Source organism: Pelosinus sp. UFO1 (genome assembly GCF_000725345.1).
Lineage (GTDB): Bacteria > Bacillota > Negativicutes > DSM-13327 > DSM-13327 > Pelosinus.
Map to the genome: position 1 here is coordinate 4,326,523 of NZ_CP008852.1, position 20,405 is coordinate 4,346,927.

Sequence of the window (20,405 nt, forward strand, 5' to 3'; positions counted from 1 at the left end):
TTCTATTAGTTTACAGTATATGCCTAATTTAAAATTTTATCAAAAGATAGTAGATAAGTCAAAATAAATAAACTTAGTGAGCTTCCTTAAAAAGCATAACTTCTCGAATCAAGCTGCATATTTCATTGTTTAAATGGAAATACTTAGTAGTATAATACCATCTAATGCAAGGGGGAATATCGATGCAAGCCAATAACATTAATATCATCGGACAAATCGCTGACTTGAAAGATACAGATTACAAAAACACACTGGCAATTAGCACATTATTAGAGTTACTAATTGAAAAAAACTTCTTCAACAGAGAAGAATTTGCTCATAAGGCCCTAGAATTAGAAAATGCTACGATCCGTGAGATTTCAACACTGCGACGTGTCAAAAAGTTGACAGTGTAAAACATAGGGCTTCGCGAACCACAGAGGCGCAGAGAATACAGAGTGGCTGCGTTCTCTGTACCTCTGTGGTTTATTCACTTTTCCCATAATATTTCAATATTTTACATAAGAAAAGACTTGGCTTAGGCCAAGTCCTCAGACGCAGGCAGAAGCCTTAGTCGTTCTTACTTGGAATCAAGGAAGTGTTATACTTTCTGATTCCGTAAAAAGCCGGAGCAAAATGCTCCGGCTTTTCTTGTAATTTTTAGCTTAGTTAGAATTTGGTTCAATTAAACCATATCTTCCATCCTTACGACGATACACTACATTAACTTCTTCTGATGTAGCATCCCTAAAGACGTAGAAATCATGATTGATCAAATTCATCTGTAAAATAGCTTCTTCTGTATCCATCGGTTTAACAGCGAACCGTTTGGTTCTTACGACCTGTAGTTCATCTGTTTCTGACGGTGCAGTCGCCGCAACTAATTCCCCTTTGAAAACTCCAGCTTTCAGTCTACGGGAAATTTTGGTTTTATATTTTTCAATCTGTTTTTCAATCTTGTCAACAACAAGATCAATAGAAGTATACATATCAGCAGTAGCTTCTTCGCCTCTGAGAATCATACCATTAATAGGTACGGTTAGTTCTATAATGTGACGACCCTTTTCTACAGCTAAGACAGCTGTAATCTCGCCTAGAGTATGGAAGTATTTTGTAATTTTACTGGTGCGCTTTACTACGTAATCCTTTAGTGCTGGTGTAATTTCGATATTTTTGCCTCGTACAGTGATTGCCATAATCGCCCATCTCCTTCCAGTGTCTATATAAGTATTATTCTCCATATTAACAATAAAATCCTTTATGAATTTTAATTATTTTAAAAATTAAATCATATTACAATAACCTACTTATTCATTCCTAATTAAGAGAAATCTGTAAGGTGGGATACGTTACCACAGAGGCGCAGAGACCACAGAGAAAACCTTAATTATCCACTCTGCGTTCTCTGCGCCTCTGTGGTTAAAAAATAAATCAAAAAACCCGGCTATAAATAGCCGGGTATATTTGTCAAAATCTATTAAGCTTTAGCAACGTTAGCTGCTTGCGGTCCACGTGCGCCATCAACAATATCAAACTCAACTTGTTGACCTTCAGTTAAAGTTTTGAAGCCTTGATCTTGAATTGCTGAGAAATGTACGAACACGTCGCCGCCATCTTCTCTTTCAAGGAAACCATAGCCTTTTTCAGAACTGAACCATTTAACTTTACCAATCATTATGAAACTCCTCCTAAAAATAAACGATAAACTGGGGCCAACCACGTGACCACAATATAAAGTATAACATTACTGGATAATGGTGTCAATGTGACACCAACTGGAATTGGCATAATTACCATCCAATTTTTTACAATATTTTGGATAAAAATGCCTTTGTGCGTTCTTCTTTTGCGCTATTAAAAATTTGTTCAGGAGTCCCCTCTTCCACAAGACGTCCTTCATCCATAAAGATAACACGGTCACCAACTTCACGGGCAAAACCCATTTCATGGGTAACAATCGCCATAGTCATACCTTCATGAGCCAAGGATTTCATAACATCGAGTACTTCATTTACCATTTCTGGATCAAGAGCAGAAGTCGGTTCATCGAACAACATGACTTTCGGTCTCATCGCCAAGGCTCTCGCAATCGCGACCCGTTGCTGCTGTCCACCAGATAATTGTTCTGGATAAGCAGAAGCCTTATCACCTAAACCCACTTTCTCTAGTAAATCTAGTGCTACTTTTTCCGCTTCTGCTTTTGGCATTTTGCGTACTGTCATAGGTGCTAAGATTACATTTTCCAGGACAGATTTATGAGGGAACAAGTTAAAACGCTGAAATACCATTCCCACTTCTTCTCTTACCTTATTAATGTTCGCTTCGCTAGTCAGAGGAATACCATCTACCACGATTTCCCCTTCTGTTGGCTCTTCCAAATAATTAATGCAGCGAAGCAGCGTACTTTTACCTGAACCACTAGGTCCAATGATAACCACTACTTCTTTCTCTGCAATATGAGCATTAATGCCTTTCAATACATGAAGTGCACCAAATTTTTTGTGAATATTTTTAATGCTTATCATCGATCTTGTACCTCCGCTCCAAATAATCTACCAGGCGAGAAATAGTGAAGGTCATAATCAAATAAATAAATGCAACAGATAACCATATCTCAAAGGATCCATAAGTACGAGCAATAATCAACTGTCCTCTTCTCGTAAGCTCTTCAAAGCCAATTACAGATACCAAGGAAGAATCTTTCATCATCGCGATAAATTCATTACCAAGGGGCGGAATGATCCGTTTGAAAGCCTGGGGCAAAATAATATGATACATAGTCTGCCGCCAAGTCATCCCCAGGGAACGTCCTGCTTCCATTTGTCCTTTGTCAATAGACTGAATACCGCCACGGAAGATTTCAGCAACATAAGCACCACTGTTGATACTGCAAGCAGTAATCGCAGCGATAAATGGATCAATTCGTTGTCCTACCAAAATAGGCAGAGCAAAATAAATAAGGAAGATCTGCACCAGTAAAGGTGTCCCACGAATAAAGTCAACATACACGGCAGCTAAGGCCTTAATAATCCATGTATTGGATAAACGGGCGATCCCAACAAACATCCCGATTAACATACCAAGACTTACACTAAATGCTGTAATTTGTACTGTAACCCCTGCACCGACTAATAAAAGCGGAAAGGATCGTACAACCAAATCAAAATCAAAGTTCATCGTTTTCACCCTTAATTCAAAAAATATACATACATGCATATTAATGCAATACTATGATTATAACATACAGCATAACACTGTCAATCCTATTTCTAAAAACCCTTGATGCCCTTTAAACATAGACCTTTCAACCACAAAGGTACAAAGGATATAAGGGGGATAATTTAACGCGTTTTTTAACCGCAGAGGCACAGAGAAGGGATTGATAGAGTTAAAAAAATCTCCCTCTGCGTACTCTGCGCCTCTGCGGTTAGTTATTTCCCCTATGTTTTGTATTGAAAAAGTAATACAAGCTTAAATTGCATAGAGGAACAATCGAACCACAAAGACACGAAGGATTTCTTTTCGAGCTACGCTAATGACATTGTATCTTAGTGTTCGAAAAACTTATTATTTCTAGATAATAATAAGACGCAACATTATATTGCGTCTTATAGAGGCATTTTATTATTGAGGTTTTTTCCCAAACCATTTCATGTAAATCTTTTCGTACTCGCCATTTTTTTTCAGTTCATCTAAAGCTTTATTCACTTTTTCAGCTAATTCTGTGTTTTTCTTGGTTACTGCCATACCATATTCTTCTGCATTCATAATATCGCCAACTAGCTTGGCATTTTTTTCGCCGCTTTTTGTTAAATAATATTCATTTACTGGTAAGTCATTCACTACTGCGTCTACCCCACCAGCTTTAAGTTCCATGTAAGCTTCTGAGTTACTATTGTACTCTCTTACATTAGCATCTTTTATTTTTCTAGCTTCTTCAGCGCCTGTAGTACCAATCTGTACAGCAATTTTTTTGCCTTCTAAGTCTTTGAAACTCTTGATCGTAGTATTATCGCTCTTAACTACAATAGACAAGCCTGATTTATAGTAAGGTTTAGAAAAAGCAATCTTTTTGCTACGTTCTTCTGTAATACTCATACCAGAAACAATCATATCAATATTGCCTGCTTCTAGAGCAGGAATCAAACCATCAAAACCGATATTCTGAATTTCTGTTTCATAACCCATTTGTTTTGCAACTGCCCGTGCTAAATCCATGTCAAAGCCAACATATTCTTTATTGCCTTCCTCTTGAAATTCAAAAGGCGGAAATGTCATTTCAGCACCAATCTTAAGTACCTTCGCTTTTCCCGTATCAGCAGCCTTTTGACCACAGCCAACTAACCCCAAAGATAGTAGGAAAATTCCTACAACAAGTAAGCTCATCATTTTCTTAGACAACCAAAAAACCTCCCCATAACTCTCTATTTATTTTCCCTATATCATTTTACATCTTTTTGCCAAATCATCAAGTGTTTTGTATTGAAAAAGTAGTACAAAGTTAAAATTCGTAGAGGAAAAGCTTGAACCGCAAAGACACGAAGGACACAAAGGGGGTTATTTATACTTTTTTTAACCGCAGAGGTGCAGAGAGCACAGAGAAGGGATTGATAGAGTTAAAAAATTCTCCTCTGCGTACTCTGTGCCTCTGCGGTTAGTTATTTTCCCCTCGCCTTTTTCTAAAAAACACAAAAAGCACAGGCGAGCTTCATATTCTGAAACCCGCCTGTGCTTATTCTCTCATTTAACACAATTCTATTACTAAGGTTTTTTGCCAAACCATTTTACATAGATTTTTTCGTATTCGCCATTCTTCTTAAGTTCATCGATGGCTTTGTCTATCTGAGTGGCTAATTCTTTGTTCTTGCCAGAAGCAGCGATACCATAATCTTCAGCAGTCAGCGGCTCGCCGACCATTTTAGCATCTTTGCCGCCTGCTTTTGCAATGTAGTATTCATTAACTGGTTTATCATTGACAACAGCATCCACACCGCCAGCCTTAAGTTCTAAAAAAGCTTCAGGAGCACTGTTAAACTCGCGAATTTGCGCATTTTTCACTTTTTTCGCTTCATCAGCACCAGTAGTACCGATTTGAACAGCGATTTTTTTGCCTTCTAAATCATTAAAGGTTTTAATGGAATTGTTATCAGTTTTGACCACCATAGTTAAGCCAGATTTATAGTAAGGTTTTGAAAAGCTAACCTTTTTTGCTCTTTCTTCTGTGATTGTCATAGCGGAAATCGCTACATCAATATTATTTGCTTCCAGAGCAGGAATAAGTCCATCGAAACCCATATTTTGAATTTGAACTTCAGCTCCCATCTGTTTACCTATAGCTTTAATTAAATCAATATCAAAGCCAACATATTCTTTTGTACCTTCATCTTGGAACTCAAAAGGAGCAAAAGCTGCTTCTGAACCAACTTTAAGAACTTTTGCAGGCTTAGCAGCCTCTTGTTTGCCACAACCTACCAAACCCAAGGATAAAATAAATACTCCCACAATGAACAAACTCATTATTTTTTTAGACATTATTCCTTCCCCCTCAACTCTTTCTTGTAATCTTGTAATGTTAATAATTATACATACTACCCGCATAATTAGTCAACGTTTTTTTGAAAATTTATAAGAAAAAGAACTCGGTTTTCACCAAGTTCTTCAATGTATACAGAATACTTTATATTATTAATTCCCTGGTTTTTTACCAAACCATTTTACGTATATTTTCTCATATTCGCCATTCTTTTTAATCTCTTCCAGTGCCTTATCTAGTTTGCCTGCTAACTCTGTATTCTTCTTAGCAACAGCAATACCATATTCTTCTGCTTGCTGAGGCTCGCCAACAGCTTTGGCATCTTTACTACCTGATTTTGCAATATAGTATTCATTTACAGGTTTGTCATTCACTACGGCATCCACGCCACCTGCTTTTAATTCCATGAAAGCTTCTGGTGCATTATTAAATTCACGAACCTGAGCATCCTTAATTTTCTTAGCTTCTGTTGCACCTGTTGTACCGATCTGTACAGCAATTTTCTTACCCTCTAGATCTTTGAAACTTTTGATCGCGGTATTATCGTTTTTCACTACAATTGTTAAGCCAGATTGATAATAAGGTTTGGTAAAATTAACTTTTTGGCTTCTAGCATCAGTAATCGTCATACCAGCAATAGCTACATCAATACTGTTAACTTCTAGACCTGGGATCAATCCATCAAAATTCATATTTTGAATTTGTACTTCATACCCCATCTGTTTACCAAGTGCTTTTATCAAATCTACATCAAAGCCAACATACTCTTTTGATTTTTCATCTTGAAACTCAAAAGGCGCAAACCCTGCATCCGTACCCACCTTTAACACCTTAGCAGTAGTTGCTGCATCTTTGCCACACCCAACTAAACCAAATGATGCGATAAGCACCATTAACATTATCAACGACATAATCTTCTTCGACATCCCATATACCTCCTGTTGAACTTCTTCGTTTTATATTTATAATTATACACTTTTATTGTATATTTAGTCAATACTTTGTTGTAACTTTTTTATAGTACATGAGAGGAATTGTGCGAACCACGAAGACACAAAGGATAATAACGGATTAGGATACTAACCACAGAGGCGCAGAGGACACAGAGAAGAGATAGATAGGATGAAAGACTCCCTCATCGCACTCTGCGCCTCTGCGGTTAAATCACTTTTCCTCAATCTCTTCCACAAAACGCATATATTCTAACATAATAAAAAAGCTCGGATGATTTCTCATCCGAGCAGCATTACATATTTATTATCTTTGAGCGGCAAAACATTCGCGACAGTAAACCGGTCTATCATTACGAGGTTTAAATGGTACTTGTGTGGTTATTCCACATCCGGCACAAATTACCTCATGCATTTCACGTTGCGTTGTTTGACGATCCCCACCATCGCGACTACGTTTTTTAGCATCACGGCACTCGCGACAACGTGCAGGCTCATTTTCAAATCCCTTTTCCTCATAAAACTCTTGTTCCCCTACCGTAAACACGAAATCTACGCCACAGTCTTTACACTTTAGAGTTTTGTCCTGAAAAGCCATTAAAGAAATCCCCTCACCTTTGTGAATTTTAAGGACCACACTGCTTAGCTGACCTGGTCTTTGCCCCCACACCCGCCTGCTGGAAGGTTCGCTAATAAGAATTCAATCTCCTCACTACTGCCACTCTCGAATCTAGCTGACGTAGCTAATAACTCGGCAGGACTTACCCCTAAACCGCACCATGCTCAGAGCCACTTTGGACTCCTTATGTGGATCGTTTCGCCTGCGACTGGCCTCGACTTTCAACCACAGACCTAAGCAATAGGTTCTTATGTTATAGTATAGGTTTTTTTATAGGTAAATGCAAGCCCATAATCGATCTTTTTTTGAAGATAAATTAATTCATAACCTACTCATGTAAGCACTCTTCCATCAAGGCAGATTGAACCCGTTCTATAACCTCTTGCCAGTCACCAATCTTTTGTTGGCGGAAAAGACGCATGGTCGGGTACCAAAGACTATCTTCCCTTTCCAATAGCCAGCGAAAATCAGGAGCAAAAGGCAACAGAACCCAGACCTTTTTCCCCATCGCACCTGCTAAATGAGCCACAGCTGAATCCACTGTGATCACTAAATCCAGATTTTCTATTACTCCTGCAGTTTCAGAAAAATCAACAAATTCTTGAGAGAAATCAATCAACTTATAAGGCACGTCTACAAATGCGTCTATGGCGCTCCCTACTTGTAGGCTAACCCAACTTACCTCATTACAATCAAACAACTTGCTGAATAATTCAATTGGAATGGAACGTTTTCGACCTTCTACATTATTAAGATTCCCAGCCCAGGCAACACCAACCCTATAAGTCTTACCACCATCTATTTCATCAAGAGCTTCACGCCATTTTAATGAAGTTGCAGAGGGCGGCTGTATATATGGAATACTCTGAGGAATCGTTTCTACCAATGTATGAAATACACAGGGCAAACTCATTAAAGGACAGGCAAAGTCGAAGTTATATTGTTCCAGCGGTATACTGTCGCCGGTACGAATTATAAAAGTACTTTTTGGGGCAGACAATAATCGCTCTAGTGGTTTTTGAACCCATACTATAGTCTCAGCACCTAACTCTGCTACCATTTGTGCATACCTAACAAACTGCATAGTATCGCCAAGCCCTTGCTCATGAAACAATAGAATTTTACATCCTGTTAAATCTTCTCCGTGCCAACGACGAATCTCCGGTTGAGAATTCCCAGGCAACTTACACCGGAACTCATATTTCTCCCATCCCTTATCATATCGTCCTTGAAGTAGATATACAACACCAAGAGAAAATTGAGTATCCGGACAATCAGGATTCAATTTGATGGCTCGATGAAAGTAAGACTCCGCTTCTTCTAGACGATTCATATATAGCAAAATTGCACCTAGGCTTTTATAGGCATTGGGATAATCCGGTTTTAATTTGATGATTCGTCGAAAACAATTCTCGGCTTCCTCTAGACGATTCAATTCCTTTAAAACAATACTCAGATTGCTATAGGCTTCAAGATAATTGGGGTTTAGCTTAATAGCACTACGAAAACAACTTTCCGCTTCATCAAGGCGGTTGAATGCCATTAAAACCATCCCTAGATTATTATAAGCTTCAAGATAATTGGGAATTAGCGCAATTGCTCGGCGAAAACAGGTCTCTGCTGCATCTAAGCGGTTCGTTGCTTTAAAAACCACACCTAGATTATTGTAAGCTTCTGGATAATTAGGATCCAGTTGAATAGCTTGAATAAAAGCTTCTGCTGCTTGTTGAAACTTCCCGGCATTCGCCAATTTTATTCCAATATTCATATATGTTATCGTATTCATTTGTTTAATTTCTCCTGTTACATTTCCAGCAGTCATCAAAGATACTTATTGCCACCCTTATGACAATTTCGGGAAAATCAATTGTCATTTCCTGAAAATCCACCTAAAGACCCAAAGGGGACACCATAGTAATAGCCCTATAGAACCCAGTAGCAATAAGCCATAATCAGGGAATTACCTCTCTAGCCATTTTACCATCTCATAGACCTCAGCATATTTTACACCAATTCTTTGCCCAGCATTCTCTGCCTCATTCTTAAAAAAACTTACCCATTTGTAAGCCGTTCGCTGTAGTTCCGATTCATGTGACAATAGTGCTTCTTCCTTTTTTACCCAAAAATCAGTTATATCAATATAAAAATTCCCTTTAAAATCAACATTAGAAGGATACCAATTACTTCTATACATCAGCATGTTTGGAACATGTCGACATGAATGGAATGACGCCTTGGCAACCGCTTGATGGTCATGATGAACATCACCAACCCAATGAGTATATACTTTATCTATTTTTTTCGCTTCTACTATCTTTAGAATTTCTTGATTTAATGCCTCTGCAAATTCTACTTCTAACGTATTGAACTTGCCACATATTAGCTCTACTCCAAGTATATCCATAGCCTTTTGACCTTCACTTAAGGCAGTTTCATTGGATCTGATTACTTGATTTTGAGGATTAGCAAATCCAGATAAAGTAGCAACATAAGCATACACAGTATCCCCAGAGGCTACATGTTTTGCAAGTGCTCCTCCACAACCAAGCTCAATATCATCAAAATGTGCTCCTATAGCTAAAATATTCATGTTAACAACTCCTTATTATGTCCCGTGACTGTGTAATACCACAATTGAAAAGCATATCAATTGTACTTAGATACGGAATAAATGCTCCATATAGTTGTGGATAAATAGGATGGTTAAAATCCTGCCAGCTAACCTCAATTTTAGCTGAAATAAAAGGCTCCGGATCATAATAATCCCTTGCGCCAATTCCTGATAAATATCTAGTAGCGTGTACCTTTTGTAGAATATCGACTAGCATTTCATTGCTTTTATTCTGAACATTCAACGTACTTGATAACATCATCTCAACTTTTATATCCAATAGCTCCAGCAATATCTCTAACGCTTTTATATTAAAATCCATCATTCTTTCACATTTAAAACTATACATTTCCTCTACATACGGAAAAATTTCCGTAAAAAAGCATGCCTTACGATAGTTCTCACGCAACAAATTCAAATTATTAATTCGCCATTCATCACTCTTTTCTAACATAATTTGGTTTATCGGCGTGTCCCTAGGCGCCTTTTCTACAGCTATCGTCAGCCATTTTTCACCTTGAGGAGTCTTAATCTTATCTCGATTCATCCAACTCCTACTTCCTCTAAGATATTGAACATGATCAAGTATCACATACAGATCACACTTTAATAACCTATCAAAAAAGCCCAAATATGATAGAAAATCAGGTTGGTGAATTACAACTATTTTCTTAAGCATTTGTACATTACCTCGTATATTTTATCTGCCGCATTTGTGGATAAAATGTCTAACGCGCATTTACTCATCTGATGAACGTCCAGACAACGCCCAAAAACGGCTGCATCTATTTCTTTGTAATGCCCGGCAAATACTGATACACCTAAATCATGCAACAGTTGAGCATTGGGTATCTCATGAATTTCATTGGCGATAACTATACATGGAAGCCCGGAAGCGCAGGCCTCAAAAGAAGTGATCCCCCCACCAGTGACAGCAATGTCATGCTGGTAAAATTCAGCCATTAGAGAAGGTACTAAGCGTTTAATGGTAAACAGATCTGACATTACATCCCGTAATTCCGCTTCGTGTTGAAAGGAAGGTCCCAAAATAATAGTTGCAGGTAAATAACGCTGTCTTAATATGTTCATGACAGTGATAGTTACCCCATAAGTATCACTCCCTCCAAGCGTAACGATGTACTTCTCGGCTACAGTGCGAGCACGCTTATACTTATCAATTTCTTTGTTTAGAATCAAATACTCTATACCACGCAACACAACTTTGCCGTGCAAATCACTCGCATTGTTGCCAATTAATGCTGCGACATGAATATCTGCCAGAACTGCTCCACTTCCCAAATCGTCAAACGTAACTAAAAATGTATTTTTTCCTTTAACCTTTTTTGAGTGGTCAAGCTTTGTATCTAATCGATCATTAATCCATACGGCAATGTCATACTGATCTATAAGTTCGCCTTCCCAGTTCGAATGATAATCCGAAAGTTCAACAACCACATAGTTAAAACCGCTATATTTCAATGTCCTAATCACTACTTCATTATCATTAATTAGAAACAGAACATCATGTCCACATTCCTTAAGAAACATGGCAAAATTCATTGCGCGAAATAAATGCCCATTTCCCATTAAGTGAGAAGCTTCTATACATATTGCATACATAATCTGATAGCCTCTTCCGTTGATACAAAGTCTCTTTCACTATTTTTAACAATATAGCATGCCCGTTCGTAATCCTCTCCATTGTCCACCGTAAGCCGAATATCCGGGCGATTTTTGGCAACAGGTATATTTAAACGAGAGATTGAAAATTCATTCTGGTTTTCCAATATATATTCATTGACATGCTCAAAATGGTGAGGATGAGAGCTTTTGGTATAGCTTTTTTCTAGTGCTCTTAACGCAAACACCTCAGCACCTGCTCCGATTGGTAGACATTCATAGGAACATGAATATTCTACATGACTTTCCTGGTGAAAACTTAGTAAACGATCTAGTTCTTCAATATCTACAAATGGATTATCACCAGTTAGACGTACAACATGAGAGAAGCCATATTTACGCGCGCATTCAACATATCTTTCCAGCACGTTATCTTCACTGCCTCGGAAGCAATTCCAACCTTGGGCAACGCAATATTCCTCCAAAATGTCGTCCTTCTCCTGTCTACTTGTTGCAAGTACAATCGTTGCATCGTGTACCAAGTAAGATAGCCGAGAAAAAATATGCTCCAACAGGGTTTTAGGGCCGATCTTCATCATTACCTTTCCCGGTAAACGGCTAGAGCCCATTCTCGCCTGTATGATCACTCCAACCACAAATATCCCTCCCCAAGTGTTACATTACTCAATATCACTCCACAACACAAGTTCATCAATAGCAATATTCCTCGTTGCCCGTTTGCCAATAATCTGCTCCATGTACTGTGGAGATATTCCTGTTCCTGGTCTCTTAACATCAATATTTTCGCAAGTAATCATTGTGCCTTGTTTGATATCCTTAATGGCAGTTATGCTTTTTCGATTATTAATACGATTCAGGACTTCAGGACCAACCGGTCGCTTAAGTCCAGTACCACGCATTATCTCAATCTCACGGATGGTATCGACAATATATTTCATTTCTTCTGGAGTAGAAGATATTTTGTGATCCGGTCCCTCGGCATACTTATCCAAAGTAAAGTGACGTTCAACAACAGCCGCCCCCATAGAAGCTGCCGCAATAGCTGCTGCCGTTGTTAACGTATGGTCTGAATAGCCTATAAATAGATCAGGGAATTCCTTTTGCAAAGAAAGGATTACGTTCAAATTTACATATTCGGAATAGCATGGATAGGCTGATACCGTATGGAAAATCACAATTTTATCATTACCTTCGCCTAATATGACGTCAACTGCCTCTCGAACCTCCTGCATGGTACACATTCCGCTAGAAATGAGAATTGGCAGTTTTTTCTTGGCGATATACCGCAGAAGAGGTATATTAGTAGCATCATCTGCCCCGAGCTTAAATGCCCTTATCCCTAGCCGCTCCAACATGTCAGCGTCCTCAGGATGCGAGGGCGTTGAAAACCAATCTAATCCTTTTTCTGTGGCATAGGCAAATACCTTTCTATGCAGTTCTTCACTAATTTCGTATTTTTTGAAATAATCATACTGCGATATTTTCCCCGTGCTCTCCATATCAAAATAAGCACTGCGGGTACTGATAGTATCTGCTTTAAAAGTCTGCATCTTGACGCAATCAACACCTGAATAGGCAGCAGCGTCGATTAGCGCAACCGCTTCCTCATAATGCAAAAAATTACCGCCAATCTCGGCAATGATATAGCATCGATCTTTTCCAAGTTTCTCGTACATTTACTAATCCCCTTCCCTTATGACCACCTATGCAATACAATTCGGCTGCATGTAACCTTTCTAAATCCATTGCGTAAATAGAAATTCAGCGCACGAACATTACCAGCATATACTTCTGTCACAATATTTTCAGAATTAAGCATTCTTATGCTATAAGCTATCAGTTTTGAACCAATATTCAAACAACGATACTTTTCCAATATAGCTACAAAAAATAGTGTCGCTTTAGCAAGTGTCTGTTGTACAAATATTATACCTGCAATTTCTCCAAGATACGTGGCAGCAAACATCTTTTTATTCCCATCTAGCTGAATAGATTGTAAATAGTCAGACCAAAATTCATCTGCCCAATCATTGTGAATATTTTGCTCTAAATGAAACCGGGAATATTCAAATAAGCTGCCCAAATTTTTATACGGCAGATTTTCATTTTTTTCTATTTCAATAAATTTGACTCCAGGATATGTTTCTTCCTGCTCTGATATTGTTGCTTTACTTTCCCATAAATTCTGCAACACCAGTTCCGTACCTATGTACCGGAACCCAAAACTTTGAAGTTTGTCCAGCATTTTTTTTGAATTAGCATCTTCATTCAATTTCACCGTGATAAAGCTATTATCTAAGTGATAACCCCAATTGTCTGACGAACCGGTTGAAAAGTCGAATACTGAATCTGCTATATCTAAGAGATACGATGGCCTCCTAAAAAACTTTGTATCCCAAGGAAGAAATTTTAAAGATAGACGGTTGCCATCAAATTCGGCAATTCGATCACTGCATTCCATTTAGTATTTCTCCTAAAGAAGACACAATAAGTTCGACATCATCAAATTCCATTCCAGGATATAACGGCAATGTCAGTACTCTTTTGGATATTTCCTCAGCAATAGGAACATGACAATTTAATTTGTCATGATAGTACGTAAACTGAGAAAAAGCAGGATAATGAATGCTTGTTTGAATACCCTTTTGCTGTATCTGTTTGACAACCTCTATACGGTCCACGTCGGCTGGTAGTAAAATGGGGAATATATGAAACGACGACTTACCGTGTTCATAACCATCGTTCCAAGGAATAACCACATTTTTTAGTATCTGTAGAGTCTCAATATATTTCGCAACCAGTGCGCCCCTTTTTGCATTGCTTGTATCAAGTTTCTCTAACTGCACGAGACCAAGTGCAGCTCGTATCTCATCAAAACGATAATTTAAACCCGGCTCCAAAACATCATAGGAAATAACGGTGCCACTGTGCCGCTGAATCGTCATAGAAGTCATTCCATGTGACCGTAGCGATCTAGCCTTTTTATCAAGTTCTTCCGTTTTACAAACAACCATTCCGCCTTCACCAGTAGCCAAGTTTTTGTTGGAGAAAAAACTAAAGCAACCAATATCTGCAATGGCACCACACTTTCTTCCTTGATATTCGGCCCCAATTGCATGAGCCGCATCTTCTATTACAACAATATTATGCCTCTCGGCCAAATCCATAATTTCCTGCATATCGCAAGGATAGCCAGCGTAATGTACGACAATCATGGCTTTAGTTCGAGGAGAAATTTTTGCCTCGATATCCTTAACGGAGACATTCCAATCATCCAAAGATTTGCAATCAGCTATTATCGGCACGGCTCCGGTAAGAACAGTAACATTTAAGTCAGCAACAAAAGTCAAACCAGAAATAATTACTTCATCCCCAGACTGAACACCTGCCATCAGGAGTGCCATGTGCAAAGCGGCAGTACCATTGGCAACAGCGCAGCACCTTGTATCCCCGTCACCTAAATACTGCGCAAACTTAGACTCAAACTCAGCGGTTTTTGGTCCCGTAGAAAGCCATTTACTATCCAGCACTTCAAGTACTGCATTTTTTTCTTTTTCATCAAACGACAGATCAAACAGTGGTATCTTCCACATTGCTATTTCACTCCCATTTTTAAATATAATTTTTTATTGAAAAAGCTCGTCCATTAACTTTAGCAAATTCTGTTTCTTCCATCGCTCTTGGCAAATAACACTTAGCACAAACTGAGTGACACTTAAATCCCTTATTCTTCTTGTGCATTTCACGAACATCCGTCACATGCTTCCCATGCCACATCTCATATATTGTTTCTTTGTTGGCATCTCCCACGATGAATTCTCCATCCTCGTCATTCGCACACATCATAGCTAAACCATCTGCTCCAATTACAAGACGTTGGTAAAGCTGTGGACAAGAAAAGTCCTCAACATACACTATATCTTTATTCGTTTCGGTAAAATCAATCATCGGATTAAATGCTATGAGATCTACATAAGGGGCAATTGTATTATAGAACTCCTCTGGATTATTTCGAATTGCAGGCCATATTGATTGAACTTTTATTACCGGCCTGTGAGCACCGTATTTCTCTTTAACCCGTTTCATCATTTTAAATTTATTAAGGGTATCATTAAATTTGAGCGGTTTACGGATACTCTCGTATGTATCCCCAATACCATCAACCGAAACAGTAATCCAGTCAATACCGGCTTTCAACATTTCAGTAAAGTAATCTTCATCCAATTTACTACCATTAGTAAGAGTAGATACTTCACGAATACCTTTTTGTTTCGCGTATCTAATACAATCAACAAACTTGGGATGCAAAGTAGACTCACCACGCAGACTTAGGCGGATGGCAGGCACCTTGCCAGCAATCTCATCAATAATCCTTACGAACAACTCATAGTCCATAAGGGTACTTTGAACTTTGGATTTAAACTCATCTGAAATCGTATAGCACATAGGGCATTTTAAATTGCATACCGTTGACAATTCTATGTCTACCAACAAGGGGTACTCCGACACTATCTGATTTGTTGCATAATATGACCATTTATTGCGATAGTCCTTATATTCCTCTTCCCATCCCTCACCGCGATATAATTCAAAAACATTCTCGCGCTCAGGTGTTTCCATGCTATAATTGCCTTTGTTAATAGGTACAATTTCCGCCAAACTACCATCTCCTAAGATTAATTTTCAGGTAAAAACCGGCTTTTTAAACTTTCAAATTTTTCGATTGCATTTATATAATCATCCGGTCTGCCAATATCAAGCCAGCAACCATTAAAACGCTCTACATATGCGGGATTACCGCCAGAGATTAAATCAATCATTAAATGATCAAAACCATAGAATTGACCATCAGGAATATATTCCAATATTTTTTTATTAGCAATATAGATTCCCATACTAACATTGTATTTTGTAACTGGTTTTTCCTTAAATCCATACAATCTATTGGTATCATCAATTTCAAGCACTCCATACTCAGAGGTTTGCTCACGTTGATGTGCCGAGATAGTGAAGATACTTTTCCTAGCAAGGTGTTGATTAAAGAGTGCGTTATAATCGAGATCTGTCAAGATATCGCCATTCATTATCAAAAAATCATCCGGTAATTCATTGATCAATTTCAATGGTCCCATAGTACTCAACGGTTTGTTTTCAAGTGAATAATCTATCTCTATCCCCCATCTGTCACCATTACCAAAGAAAGTCTTAATTAATTCCGCTTGATGATTGACAGCCAACGTCACATGATTAAATTTGTAATAAGCCAATTGCCGAATAATGACTTCTAATATAGGATATTCACCTATTGGCATAAGTGGTTTAGGTAAAACTACCGTATACGGCCTAAGTCTTGTTCCTTTTCCCCCTGCCAGTATAATAGCTCTCTTAGACATTATACATACCCACCTTGTACTTTTTCAGATTCTCAGTAATAGTAAACCACTCTACTGTATGTTTAAGTCCTCGCTTAAATCCTTCTCTATCACCATAAAGTGGTGTCCATCCCAATAAATCCTTAGCCTTCTTATTAGCAGCCCATAGACGTTCCACTTCACTTTTCTCTGGGCGCAATCTGACAACATCTGTTTCGATAGTAATATCTGCCCCCATCACTTCAGCTATTAGTTGAACAGTATCGCCTATTGATACCTCATAGTTGCTGCCAATATTAATAACCTCTCCTATTGACCTATCTGATTCTGCACAAGCTATAAATCCGCGAACAGTGTCTAATACATAATTAAAATCCCTAGTAGGATGAATAGAACCTAATTTAAGATTCCGTTGCCCACTGGCAATTTGGGTAATGATAGTAGGAATCACTGCCCTAGCTGACTGGCGTGGCCCATACGTATTAAATGGACGAATAATCGAAACTGGAGTGTCAAAAGAATGATAAAAAGACATTGCGATTTGATCCGCACCAATTTTACTTGCCGAATATGGGGATTGCCCTTTTAGCGGATGATCCTCTGTAATAGGCACAAATTGGGCGGTACCATAAACCTCACTTGTTGATGTATGAACTACCTTTTCTACTCCTAACTCTCGTGCAGCCTGTACAATATTAAGGGTACCTTTTATATTTGTATCTACATAGGTGTCTGGGGAATGATAAGAATAAGGTATAGCAATGAGTGCTGCTAAATGTAGCACTATATCACAACCCTGCATTGCTGTCTTTACTCCATGGGGATCACGAATATCTCCGGTATGGACTTCGATTTGATCCTTAATATTTTGCGGAGCAGAATCCAGCCACCCCCAGGAATTAAATGAGTTATACAAAACAAAAGCCTTTACATCATGTCCTTGACGCACAAGCTCCTCAGTAAGATGAGAACCAATAAAACCGTCAGCTCCGGTTACTAAAATTTTCTTCCCTTTTATATTCATCATTAAATCCTTCCCAAGATAGATTAAATTCAAATTATATTATTTCATTATATTGAGTTTGATTCCATTCCCGTGAAAGGAATGGTTTTCATAAGCCTGCTGAATAGCAATTTCTTTACGTCCTGCCATCATTTTTTTAGTAATACTTGAACAATTGTCATTTAATATTTGCTGGCTCTCGTTTTCACTGACAGTAATTTGGCTAAATAATTCCTTCAATTTGTCTTTAATTTCCGGTTTACAATGATCAATATCAAACTCACCTTGCAGAGACATAATGCTCTCCATTATTATTTGTTTCTGAGCAACTAATTCAGTAGCCATATTTAGCTTTTCTTCTTTGATTGCATTCAGTTGTTCAATCGATAATCGTTGGAGATTACTATAATGCTTTATAAAAAGCAATTCCTTGTCTTCCTGTTGCATTTTCATCCCCCCATTAAGGTGCAATAGACGACTTATTTTTTAAAATAATACTGTCCCAAGCTTCTTTTAAAGTGGACAACAATTCAATAACCTCATCCACCTTCTCAGCGTCTTTATTTACATTGGCTTCCACTAAACGTTCAAGCATATACAAATATAAATTGCGTAAATTAGAAGCAATTTCACCAGCATTTAAATTCAATGTCCCATTTAGTTCTCTGATAATATCCTGTGCCTTTATTAAAGAGTTATGGGCTCCATTGATGTTCTTTTGGGTAATACTATTTTGCGCGATACGCAAATTTTTCAAAGCCCCATCATAGAGCATGATAATGAGTCTACCTTGACTTGCCGTTTCTACCTGCATGCGCTTATAGTGGGCATAAGGATTATCAGCCATTGTACATTTTCCCCCTAACATTTTCAATACAACGATAAAGCAGATCTTCTACTGATTTCGAACCTTCAATAATTGTTTTATAATAAAGAGAATAATCGTCTATTGCATTGCTAAAATTATCATTTGCTAAATACTCTGCCTCATGAGTTCGGGTAAAGACACTATGTAACTCCCTTTTAGCAAACCATTCAGCTGCTTCACGTATATGTTGCTCTTTCTCAAACTTTTCGTATATTTTACCAACTGCCTTTAAATGCTGTTGCATTTTTTTTGCTTGCCTATTCGTGCATGCCTTTTCCAACGCAATTAGATGCTTAATAGCCTTATTTGCATCAGCAATAGTCTTTTTTGTGTCTTTTAGACGCAGTTCTAGTTTTTCCAGTATAGGTTCCATAGTAGGTACTTTAAATGAATCTTGTGCTTCCTTGATAATTCCTTGTACATCGACTGTTTTCCGACAATATTGAGCAAGCACCTCATGTAACGTCATCAGCTTTGTACCTTCAATAAATGCCCCACCTTCTGTAGCATTGATATATTCACGTTCGGGATTGCTCTTGATCCAATGTTGAAAAAAAGTAAGGAACTGATAAAATGGTCGATCTGTAAGGAGCTGACCTCCATCATTTGCTTTTACATAAAAATATTTAAGGCTTTCACCACCTGAATAAACATCCGTTTCATAGCTTGTCCCAGCTGCATGAGAATGTCCATCTCTTGCATATGCTAAATCCTGCCCGACTAAAATGATAGGATTCCCACCCATTTTATAAGCCGCCACTAGAGCATTATTGGCAACCGATCCCCCGCTTTCAATTTTCCCTTTGTCTTCTATACTATCGCCAAACCATTTCAGCATCGCCATGTCCCCTGAAACAAATATCGGTCCCTGGTAACTTTCCAAAACCATATGACAAGATTGTACTTCAGCAACCAAGGCGGCTCCTCCCGTATCCACTCCTTTAAAATGCCTGTCATAATTCGTCACTTCAGGATGAACACTAAAAATAAAATCCGGCTCAATTTTCCATTTCTTCAATGCTTTAACAGCTGTCCCAACAGCCAAAATAGCCGCTTTACCTTTTGCTTCTTTTAATAGCTGAATATTTTTGTTTAAGGATGGTCCTGCTGATACAACAATAACCGGCATACCTTCTAATCGATTAAACAAGGAAGATACCCCCGGATGAGTACAATAATCCGCTAGATTCAAGAGCGTATTGGACACAAAATCCGGGCCCATTGTAATTATTGTTTTCAAATTAATTAGTTTCGTACTCACAGCATCTCTAATACATTTCATCGACTGATAATAAACATCAGAGTATACTGTCTGGTGTCCCAGCAATCCGGTCATAACAAACTCACTATACTTGGCTTCATCATAAATAGCAAAGAGAGAATGTTGAATTTTCTGAGCGGAATCGCCTAGAATAAGATTTACACGAGCAGAAAGGATCAGATGACGTAAATCTCGGCTAGCCATTGCTGCAAAAAATAACTCCCGGTCAGGTTCGATAATGCATAATGGATTTCTATCATCCACTGTTTCCAGTAATGCCTCTACCAAATATCCCAGGGCAAATCCATATACAACAATAACCTTCCCTGGTTCAGTAGAAACACTATCAGCAATTTTCTTGGCTTCTTTCACTGGATCAACAGAACTGTGCAGAAAAACCCATTTATCATCTGATGATTTAACCCTTGCAGTCGGTAGTCCTACACGGCTATTCATGATTTCAATCCGTTCTAGATTGCCTGCAGATTCAAACTTATCCATGCCATAGCGTTCCTTAAACGCAGCCCAGTTCTTCTCTTCCCATCTACTTCGCGTTTCGTGTGTCACT

General features: G+C 38.3%; 23 protein-coding genes. 1 reads left to right on the forward strand and 22 read right to left on the reverse strand.

From position 1 onward, the window contains the following. The first annotated feature begins 182 nt into the window (after nucleotides 1–182). Nucleotides 183–395, forward strand: coding sequence for a hypothetical protein (locus UFO1_RS20315; protein WP_038673795.1), 213 nt, complete (start codon nucleotides 183–185; stop codon nucleotides 393–395). Nucleotides 396–644: 249 nt separating this feature from the next. Here the strand turns inward: UFO1_RS20315 and hpf are convergent, their stop codons facing one another. The 22 genes from hpf to UFO1_RS20425 all read right to left on the reverse strand — a co-directional run bounded on the left by hpf (nucleotide 645) and on the right by UFO1_RS20425 (nucleotide 20,404). After that, entirely contained in the window at nucleotides 645–1,175 is a 531-nt protein-coding gene (hpf, locus tag UFO1_RS20320) for a ribosome hibernation-promoting factor, HPF/YfiA family (RefSeq protein ID WP_038673797.1), read from the reverse strand. A gap of 281 nt (nucleotides 1,176–1,456) precedes the next feature. After that, on the reverse strand, nucleotides 1,457–1,654 hold the full coding sequence (locus tag UFO1_RS20325) for a cold shock domain-containing protein (protein WP_007930253.1): 198 nt from the start codon (nucleotides 1,652–1,654) through the stop codon (nucleotides 1,457–1,459). 130 nt (nucleotides 1,655–1,784) lie between these two features. Continuing rightward, nucleotides 1,785–2,504: an amino acid ABC transporter ATP-binding protein gene (locus tag UFO1_RS20330; RefSeq protein ID WP_038673799.1), complete on the reverse strand. Its 720-nt coding sequence runs from the start codon at nucleotides 2,502–2,504 to the stop codon at nucleotides 1,785–1,787. Continuing rightward, on the reverse strand, nucleotides 2,491–3,156 hold the full coding sequence (locus tag UFO1_RS20335; protein WP_038673800.1) for an amino acid ABC transporter permease: 666 nt from the start codon (nucleotides 3,154–3,156) through the stop codon (nucleotides 2,491–2,493). The genes UFO1_RS20330 and UFO1_RS20335 overlap by 14 nt, the downstream gene beginning before the upstream one ends. Nucleotides 3,157–3,603: 447 nt before the next feature. Continuing rightward, nucleotides 3,604–4,380 carry a basic amino acid ABC transporter substrate-binding protein gene (locus UFO1_RS20340; RefSeq protein WP_038673802.1) on the reverse strand — a complete coding sequence of 259 codons (777 nt, stop codon included), beginning with the start codon at nucleotides 4,378–4,380 and terminating at the stop codon, nucleotides 3,604–3,606. Between the two features lie 360 nt (nucleotides 4,381–4,740). Then, nucleotides 4,741–5,511, reverse strand: coding sequence for a basic amino acid ABC transporter substrate-binding protein (locus tag UFO1_RS20345; protein ID WP_038673804.1), 771 nt, complete (start codon nucleotides 5,509–5,511; stop codon nucleotides 4,741–4,743). A gap of 153 nt (nucleotides 5,512–5,664) precedes the next feature. Then, a complete protein-coding gene (locus tag UFO1_RS20350) occupies nucleotides 5,665–6,438 on the reverse strand; it encodes a basic amino acid ABC transporter substrate-binding protein (RefSeq protein ID WP_038673806.1) in 774 nt (257 codons plus the stop codon). A gap of 331 nt (nucleotides 6,439–6,769) precedes the next feature. Beyond that, nucleotides 6,770–7,060, reverse strand: a complete 291-nt coding sequence (locus tag UFO1_RS20355; protein ID WP_038673810.1) for a zinc-ribbon domain containing protein — start codon at nucleotides 7,058–7,060, stop codon at nucleotides 6,770–6,772. A gap of 349 nt (nucleotides 7,061–7,409) precedes the next feature. Then, nucleotides 7,410–8,867: a tetratricopeptide repeat protein gene (locus UFO1_RS20360; protein WP_158442851.1), complete on the reverse strand. Its 1,458-nt coding sequence runs from the start codon at nucleotides 8,865–8,867 to the stop codon at nucleotides 7,410–7,412. Nucleotides 8,868–9,041: 174 nt separating this feature from the next. Next, nucleotides 9,042–9,671, reverse strand: coding sequence for a PIG-L deacetylase family protein (locus UFO1_RS20365; protein ID WP_038673812.1), 630 nt, complete (start codon nucleotides 9,669–9,671; stop codon nucleotides 9,042–9,044). Nucleotide 9,672: 1 nt separating this feature from the next. Next, nucleotides 9,673–10,371: a WbqC family protein gene (locus UFO1_RS20370; protein ID WP_038673814.1), complete on the reverse strand. Its 699-nt coding sequence runs from the start codon at nucleotides 10,369–10,371 to the stop codon at nucleotides 9,673–9,675. Continuing rightward, complete coding sequence (locus UFO1_RS20375; RefSeq protein ID WP_038673817.1) at nucleotides 10,356–11,312, reverse strand: hypothetical protein; 957 nt, start codon at nucleotides 11,310–11,312, stop codon at nucleotides 10,356–10,358. Before UFO1_RS20375 ends, UFO1_RS20370 begins: the two co-directional genes overlap by 16 nt. Then, nucleotides 11,294–11,968 (reverse strand): cytidylyltransferase domain-containing protein, encoded by a 675-nt coding sequence (locus UFO1_RS20380; protein ID WP_201771039.1) that lies wholly within the window; start codon nucleotides 11,966–11,968, stop codon nucleotides 11,294–11,296. Before UFO1_RS20380 ends, UFO1_RS20375 begins: the two co-directional genes overlap by 19 nt. Before the next feature lie 24 nt (nucleotides 11,969–11,992). Beyond that, the gene (locus tag UFO1_RS20385) at nucleotides 11,993–13,009 is read right to left on the reverse strand and encodes an N-acetylneuraminate synthase family protein (RefSeq protein WP_038673819.1); all 1,017 of its coding nucleotides are present in this window, start codon (nucleotides 13,007–13,009) and stop codon (nucleotides 11,993–11,995) included. Between the two features lie 17 nt (nucleotides 13,010–13,026). After that, the gene (locus UFO1_RS20390; RefSeq protein ID WP_038673821.1) at nucleotides 13,027–13,794 is read right to left on the reverse strand and encodes a GNAT family N-acetyltransferase; all 768 of its coding nucleotides are present in this window, start codon (nucleotides 13,792–13,794) and stop codon (nucleotides 13,027–13,029) included. After that, nucleotides 13,781–14,926: a DegT/DnrJ/EryC1/StrS aminotransferase family protein gene (locus UFO1_RS20395; RefSeq protein WP_038673823.1), complete on the reverse strand. Its 1,146-nt coding sequence runs from the start codon at nucleotides 14,924–14,926 to the stop codon at nucleotides 13,781–13,783. Before UFO1_RS20395 ends, UFO1_RS20390 begins: the two co-directional genes overlap by 14 nt. Nucleotides 14,927–14,945: 19 nt before the next feature. Then, nucleotides 14,946–15,992: a radical SAM/SPASM domain-containing protein gene (locus UFO1_RS20400; RefSeq protein ID WP_038673825.1), complete on the reverse strand. Its 1,047-nt coding sequence runs from the start codon at nucleotides 15,990–15,992 to the stop codon at nucleotides 14,946–14,948. Nucleotides 15,993–16,009: 17 nt separating this feature from the next. Further along, on the reverse strand, nucleotides 16,010–16,726 hold the full coding sequence (locus UFO1_RS20405; RefSeq protein ID WP_038673826.1) for a nucleotidyltransferase family protein: 717 nt from the start codon (nucleotides 16,724–16,726) through the stop codon (nucleotides 16,010–16,012). Next, entirely contained in the window at nucleotides 16,719–17,732 is a 1,014-nt protein-coding gene (locus tag UFO1_RS20410; protein WP_305809521.1) for an NAD-dependent 4,6-dehydratase LegB, read from the reverse strand. Before UFO1_RS20410 ends, UFO1_RS20405 begins: the two co-directional genes overlap by 8 nt. A 36-nt stretch (nucleotides 17,733–17,768) precedes the next feature. After that, the gene (locus UFO1_RS20415) at nucleotides 17,769–18,155 is read right to left on the reverse strand and encodes a flagellar protein FliT (protein WP_038673828.1); all 387 of its coding nucleotides are present in this window, start codon (nucleotides 18,153–18,155) and stop codon (nucleotides 17,769–17,771) included. Between the two features lie 13 nt (nucleotides 18,156–18,168). Further along, nucleotides 18,169–18,555, reverse strand: coding sequence for a flagellar export chaperone FliS (gene fliS / locus UFO1_RS20420; RefSeq protein ID WP_038673830.1), 387 nt, complete (start codon nucleotides 18,553–18,555; stop codon nucleotides 18,169–18,171). Beyond that, the gene (locus UFO1_RS20425; RefSeq protein WP_038673832.1) at nucleotides 18,548–20,404 is read right to left on the reverse strand and encodes a motility associated factor glycosyltransferase family protein; all 1,857 of its coding nucleotides are present in this window, start codon (nucleotides 20,402–20,404) and stop codon (nucleotides 18,548–18,550) included. Before UFO1_RS20425 ends, fliS begins: the two co-directional genes overlap by 8 nt. Nucleotide 20,405 lies beyond the last annotated feature (1 nt).

Excerpts from the sequence above, each read along its gene's own strand:
- UFO1_RS20375 (WP_038673817.1), bottom strand. The coding sequence starts at position 11,312 with ATGTATGCAATATGTATAGAAGCTTCTCACTTAATGGGAAATGGGCAT.
- UFO1_RS20410 (WP_305809521.1), bottom strand. The coding sequence starts at position 17,732 with ATGATGAATATAAAAGGGAAGAAAATTTTAGTAACCGGAGCTGACGGT.
- UFO1_RS20365 (WP_038673812.1), bottom strand. The coding sequence starts at position 9,671 with ATGAATATTTTAGCTATAGGAGCACATTTTGATGATATTGAGCTTGGT.
- hpf (WP_038673797.1), bottom strand. The coding sequence starts at position 1,175 with ATGGCAATCACTGTACGAGGCAAAAATATCGAAATTACACCAGCACTA.
- UFO1_RS20315 (WP_038673795.1), top strand. The coding sequence starts at position 183 with ATGCAAGCCAATAACATTAATATCATCGGACAAATCGCTGACTTGAAA.
- UFO1_RS20355 (WP_038673810.1), bottom strand. The coding sequence starts at position 7,060 with ATGGCTTTTCAGGACAAAACTCTAAAGTGTAAAGACTGTGGCGTAGAT.
- UFO1_RS20325 (WP_007930253.1), bottom strand. The coding sequence starts at position 1,654 with ATGATTGGTAAAGTTAAATGGTTCAGTTCTGAAAAAGGCTATGGTTTC.
- UFO1_RS20330 (WP_038673799.1), bottom strand. The coding sequence starts at position 2,504 with ATGATAAGCATTAAAAATATTCACAAAAAATTTGGTGCACTTCATGTA.
- fliS (WP_038673830.1), bottom strand. The coding sequence starts at position 18,555 with ATGGCTGATAATCCTTATGCCCACTATAAGCGCATGCAGGTAGAAACG.
- UFO1_RS20390 (WP_038673821.1), bottom strand. The coding sequence starts at position 13,794 with ATGGAATGCAGTGATCGAATTGCCGAATTTGATGGCAACCGTCTATCT.
- UFO1_RS20345 (WP_038673804.1), bottom strand. The coding sequence starts at position 5,511 with ATGTCTAAAAAAATAATGAGTTTGTTCATTGTGGGAGTATTTATTTTA.
- UFO1_RS20370 (WP_038673814.1), bottom strand. The coding sequence starts at position 10,371 with ATGCTTAAGAAAATAGTTGTAATTCACCAACCTGATTTTCTATCATAT.
- UFO1_RS20415 (WP_038673828.1), bottom strand. The coding sequence starts at position 18,155 with ATGCAACAGGAAGACAAGGAATTGCTTTTTATAAAGCATTATAGTAAT.
- UFO1_RS20395 (WP_038673823.1), bottom strand. The coding sequence starts at position 14,926 with ATGTGGAAGATACCACTGTTTGATCTGTCGTTTGATGAAAAAGAAAAA.
- UFO1_RS20360 (WP_158442851.1), bottom strand. The coding sequence starts at position 8,867 with ATGAATACGATAACATATATGAATATTGGAATAAAATTGGCGAATGCC.
- UFO1_RS20350 (WP_038673806.1), bottom strand. The coding sequence starts at position 6,438 with ATGTCGAAGAAGATTATGTCGTTGATAATGTTAATGGTGCTTATCGCA.
- UFO1_RS20335 (WP_038673800.1), bottom strand. The coding sequence starts at position 3,156 with ATGAACTTTGATTTTGATTTGGTTGTACGATCCTTTCCGCTTTTATTA.
- UFO1_RS20385 (WP_038673819.1), bottom strand. The coding sequence starts at position 13,009 with ATGTACGAGAAACTTGGAAAAGATCGATGCTATATCATTGCCGAGATT.
- UFO1_RS20405 (WP_038673826.1), bottom strand. The coding sequence starts at position 16,726 with ATGTCTAAGAGAGCTATTATACTGGCAGGGGGAAAAGGAACAAGACTT.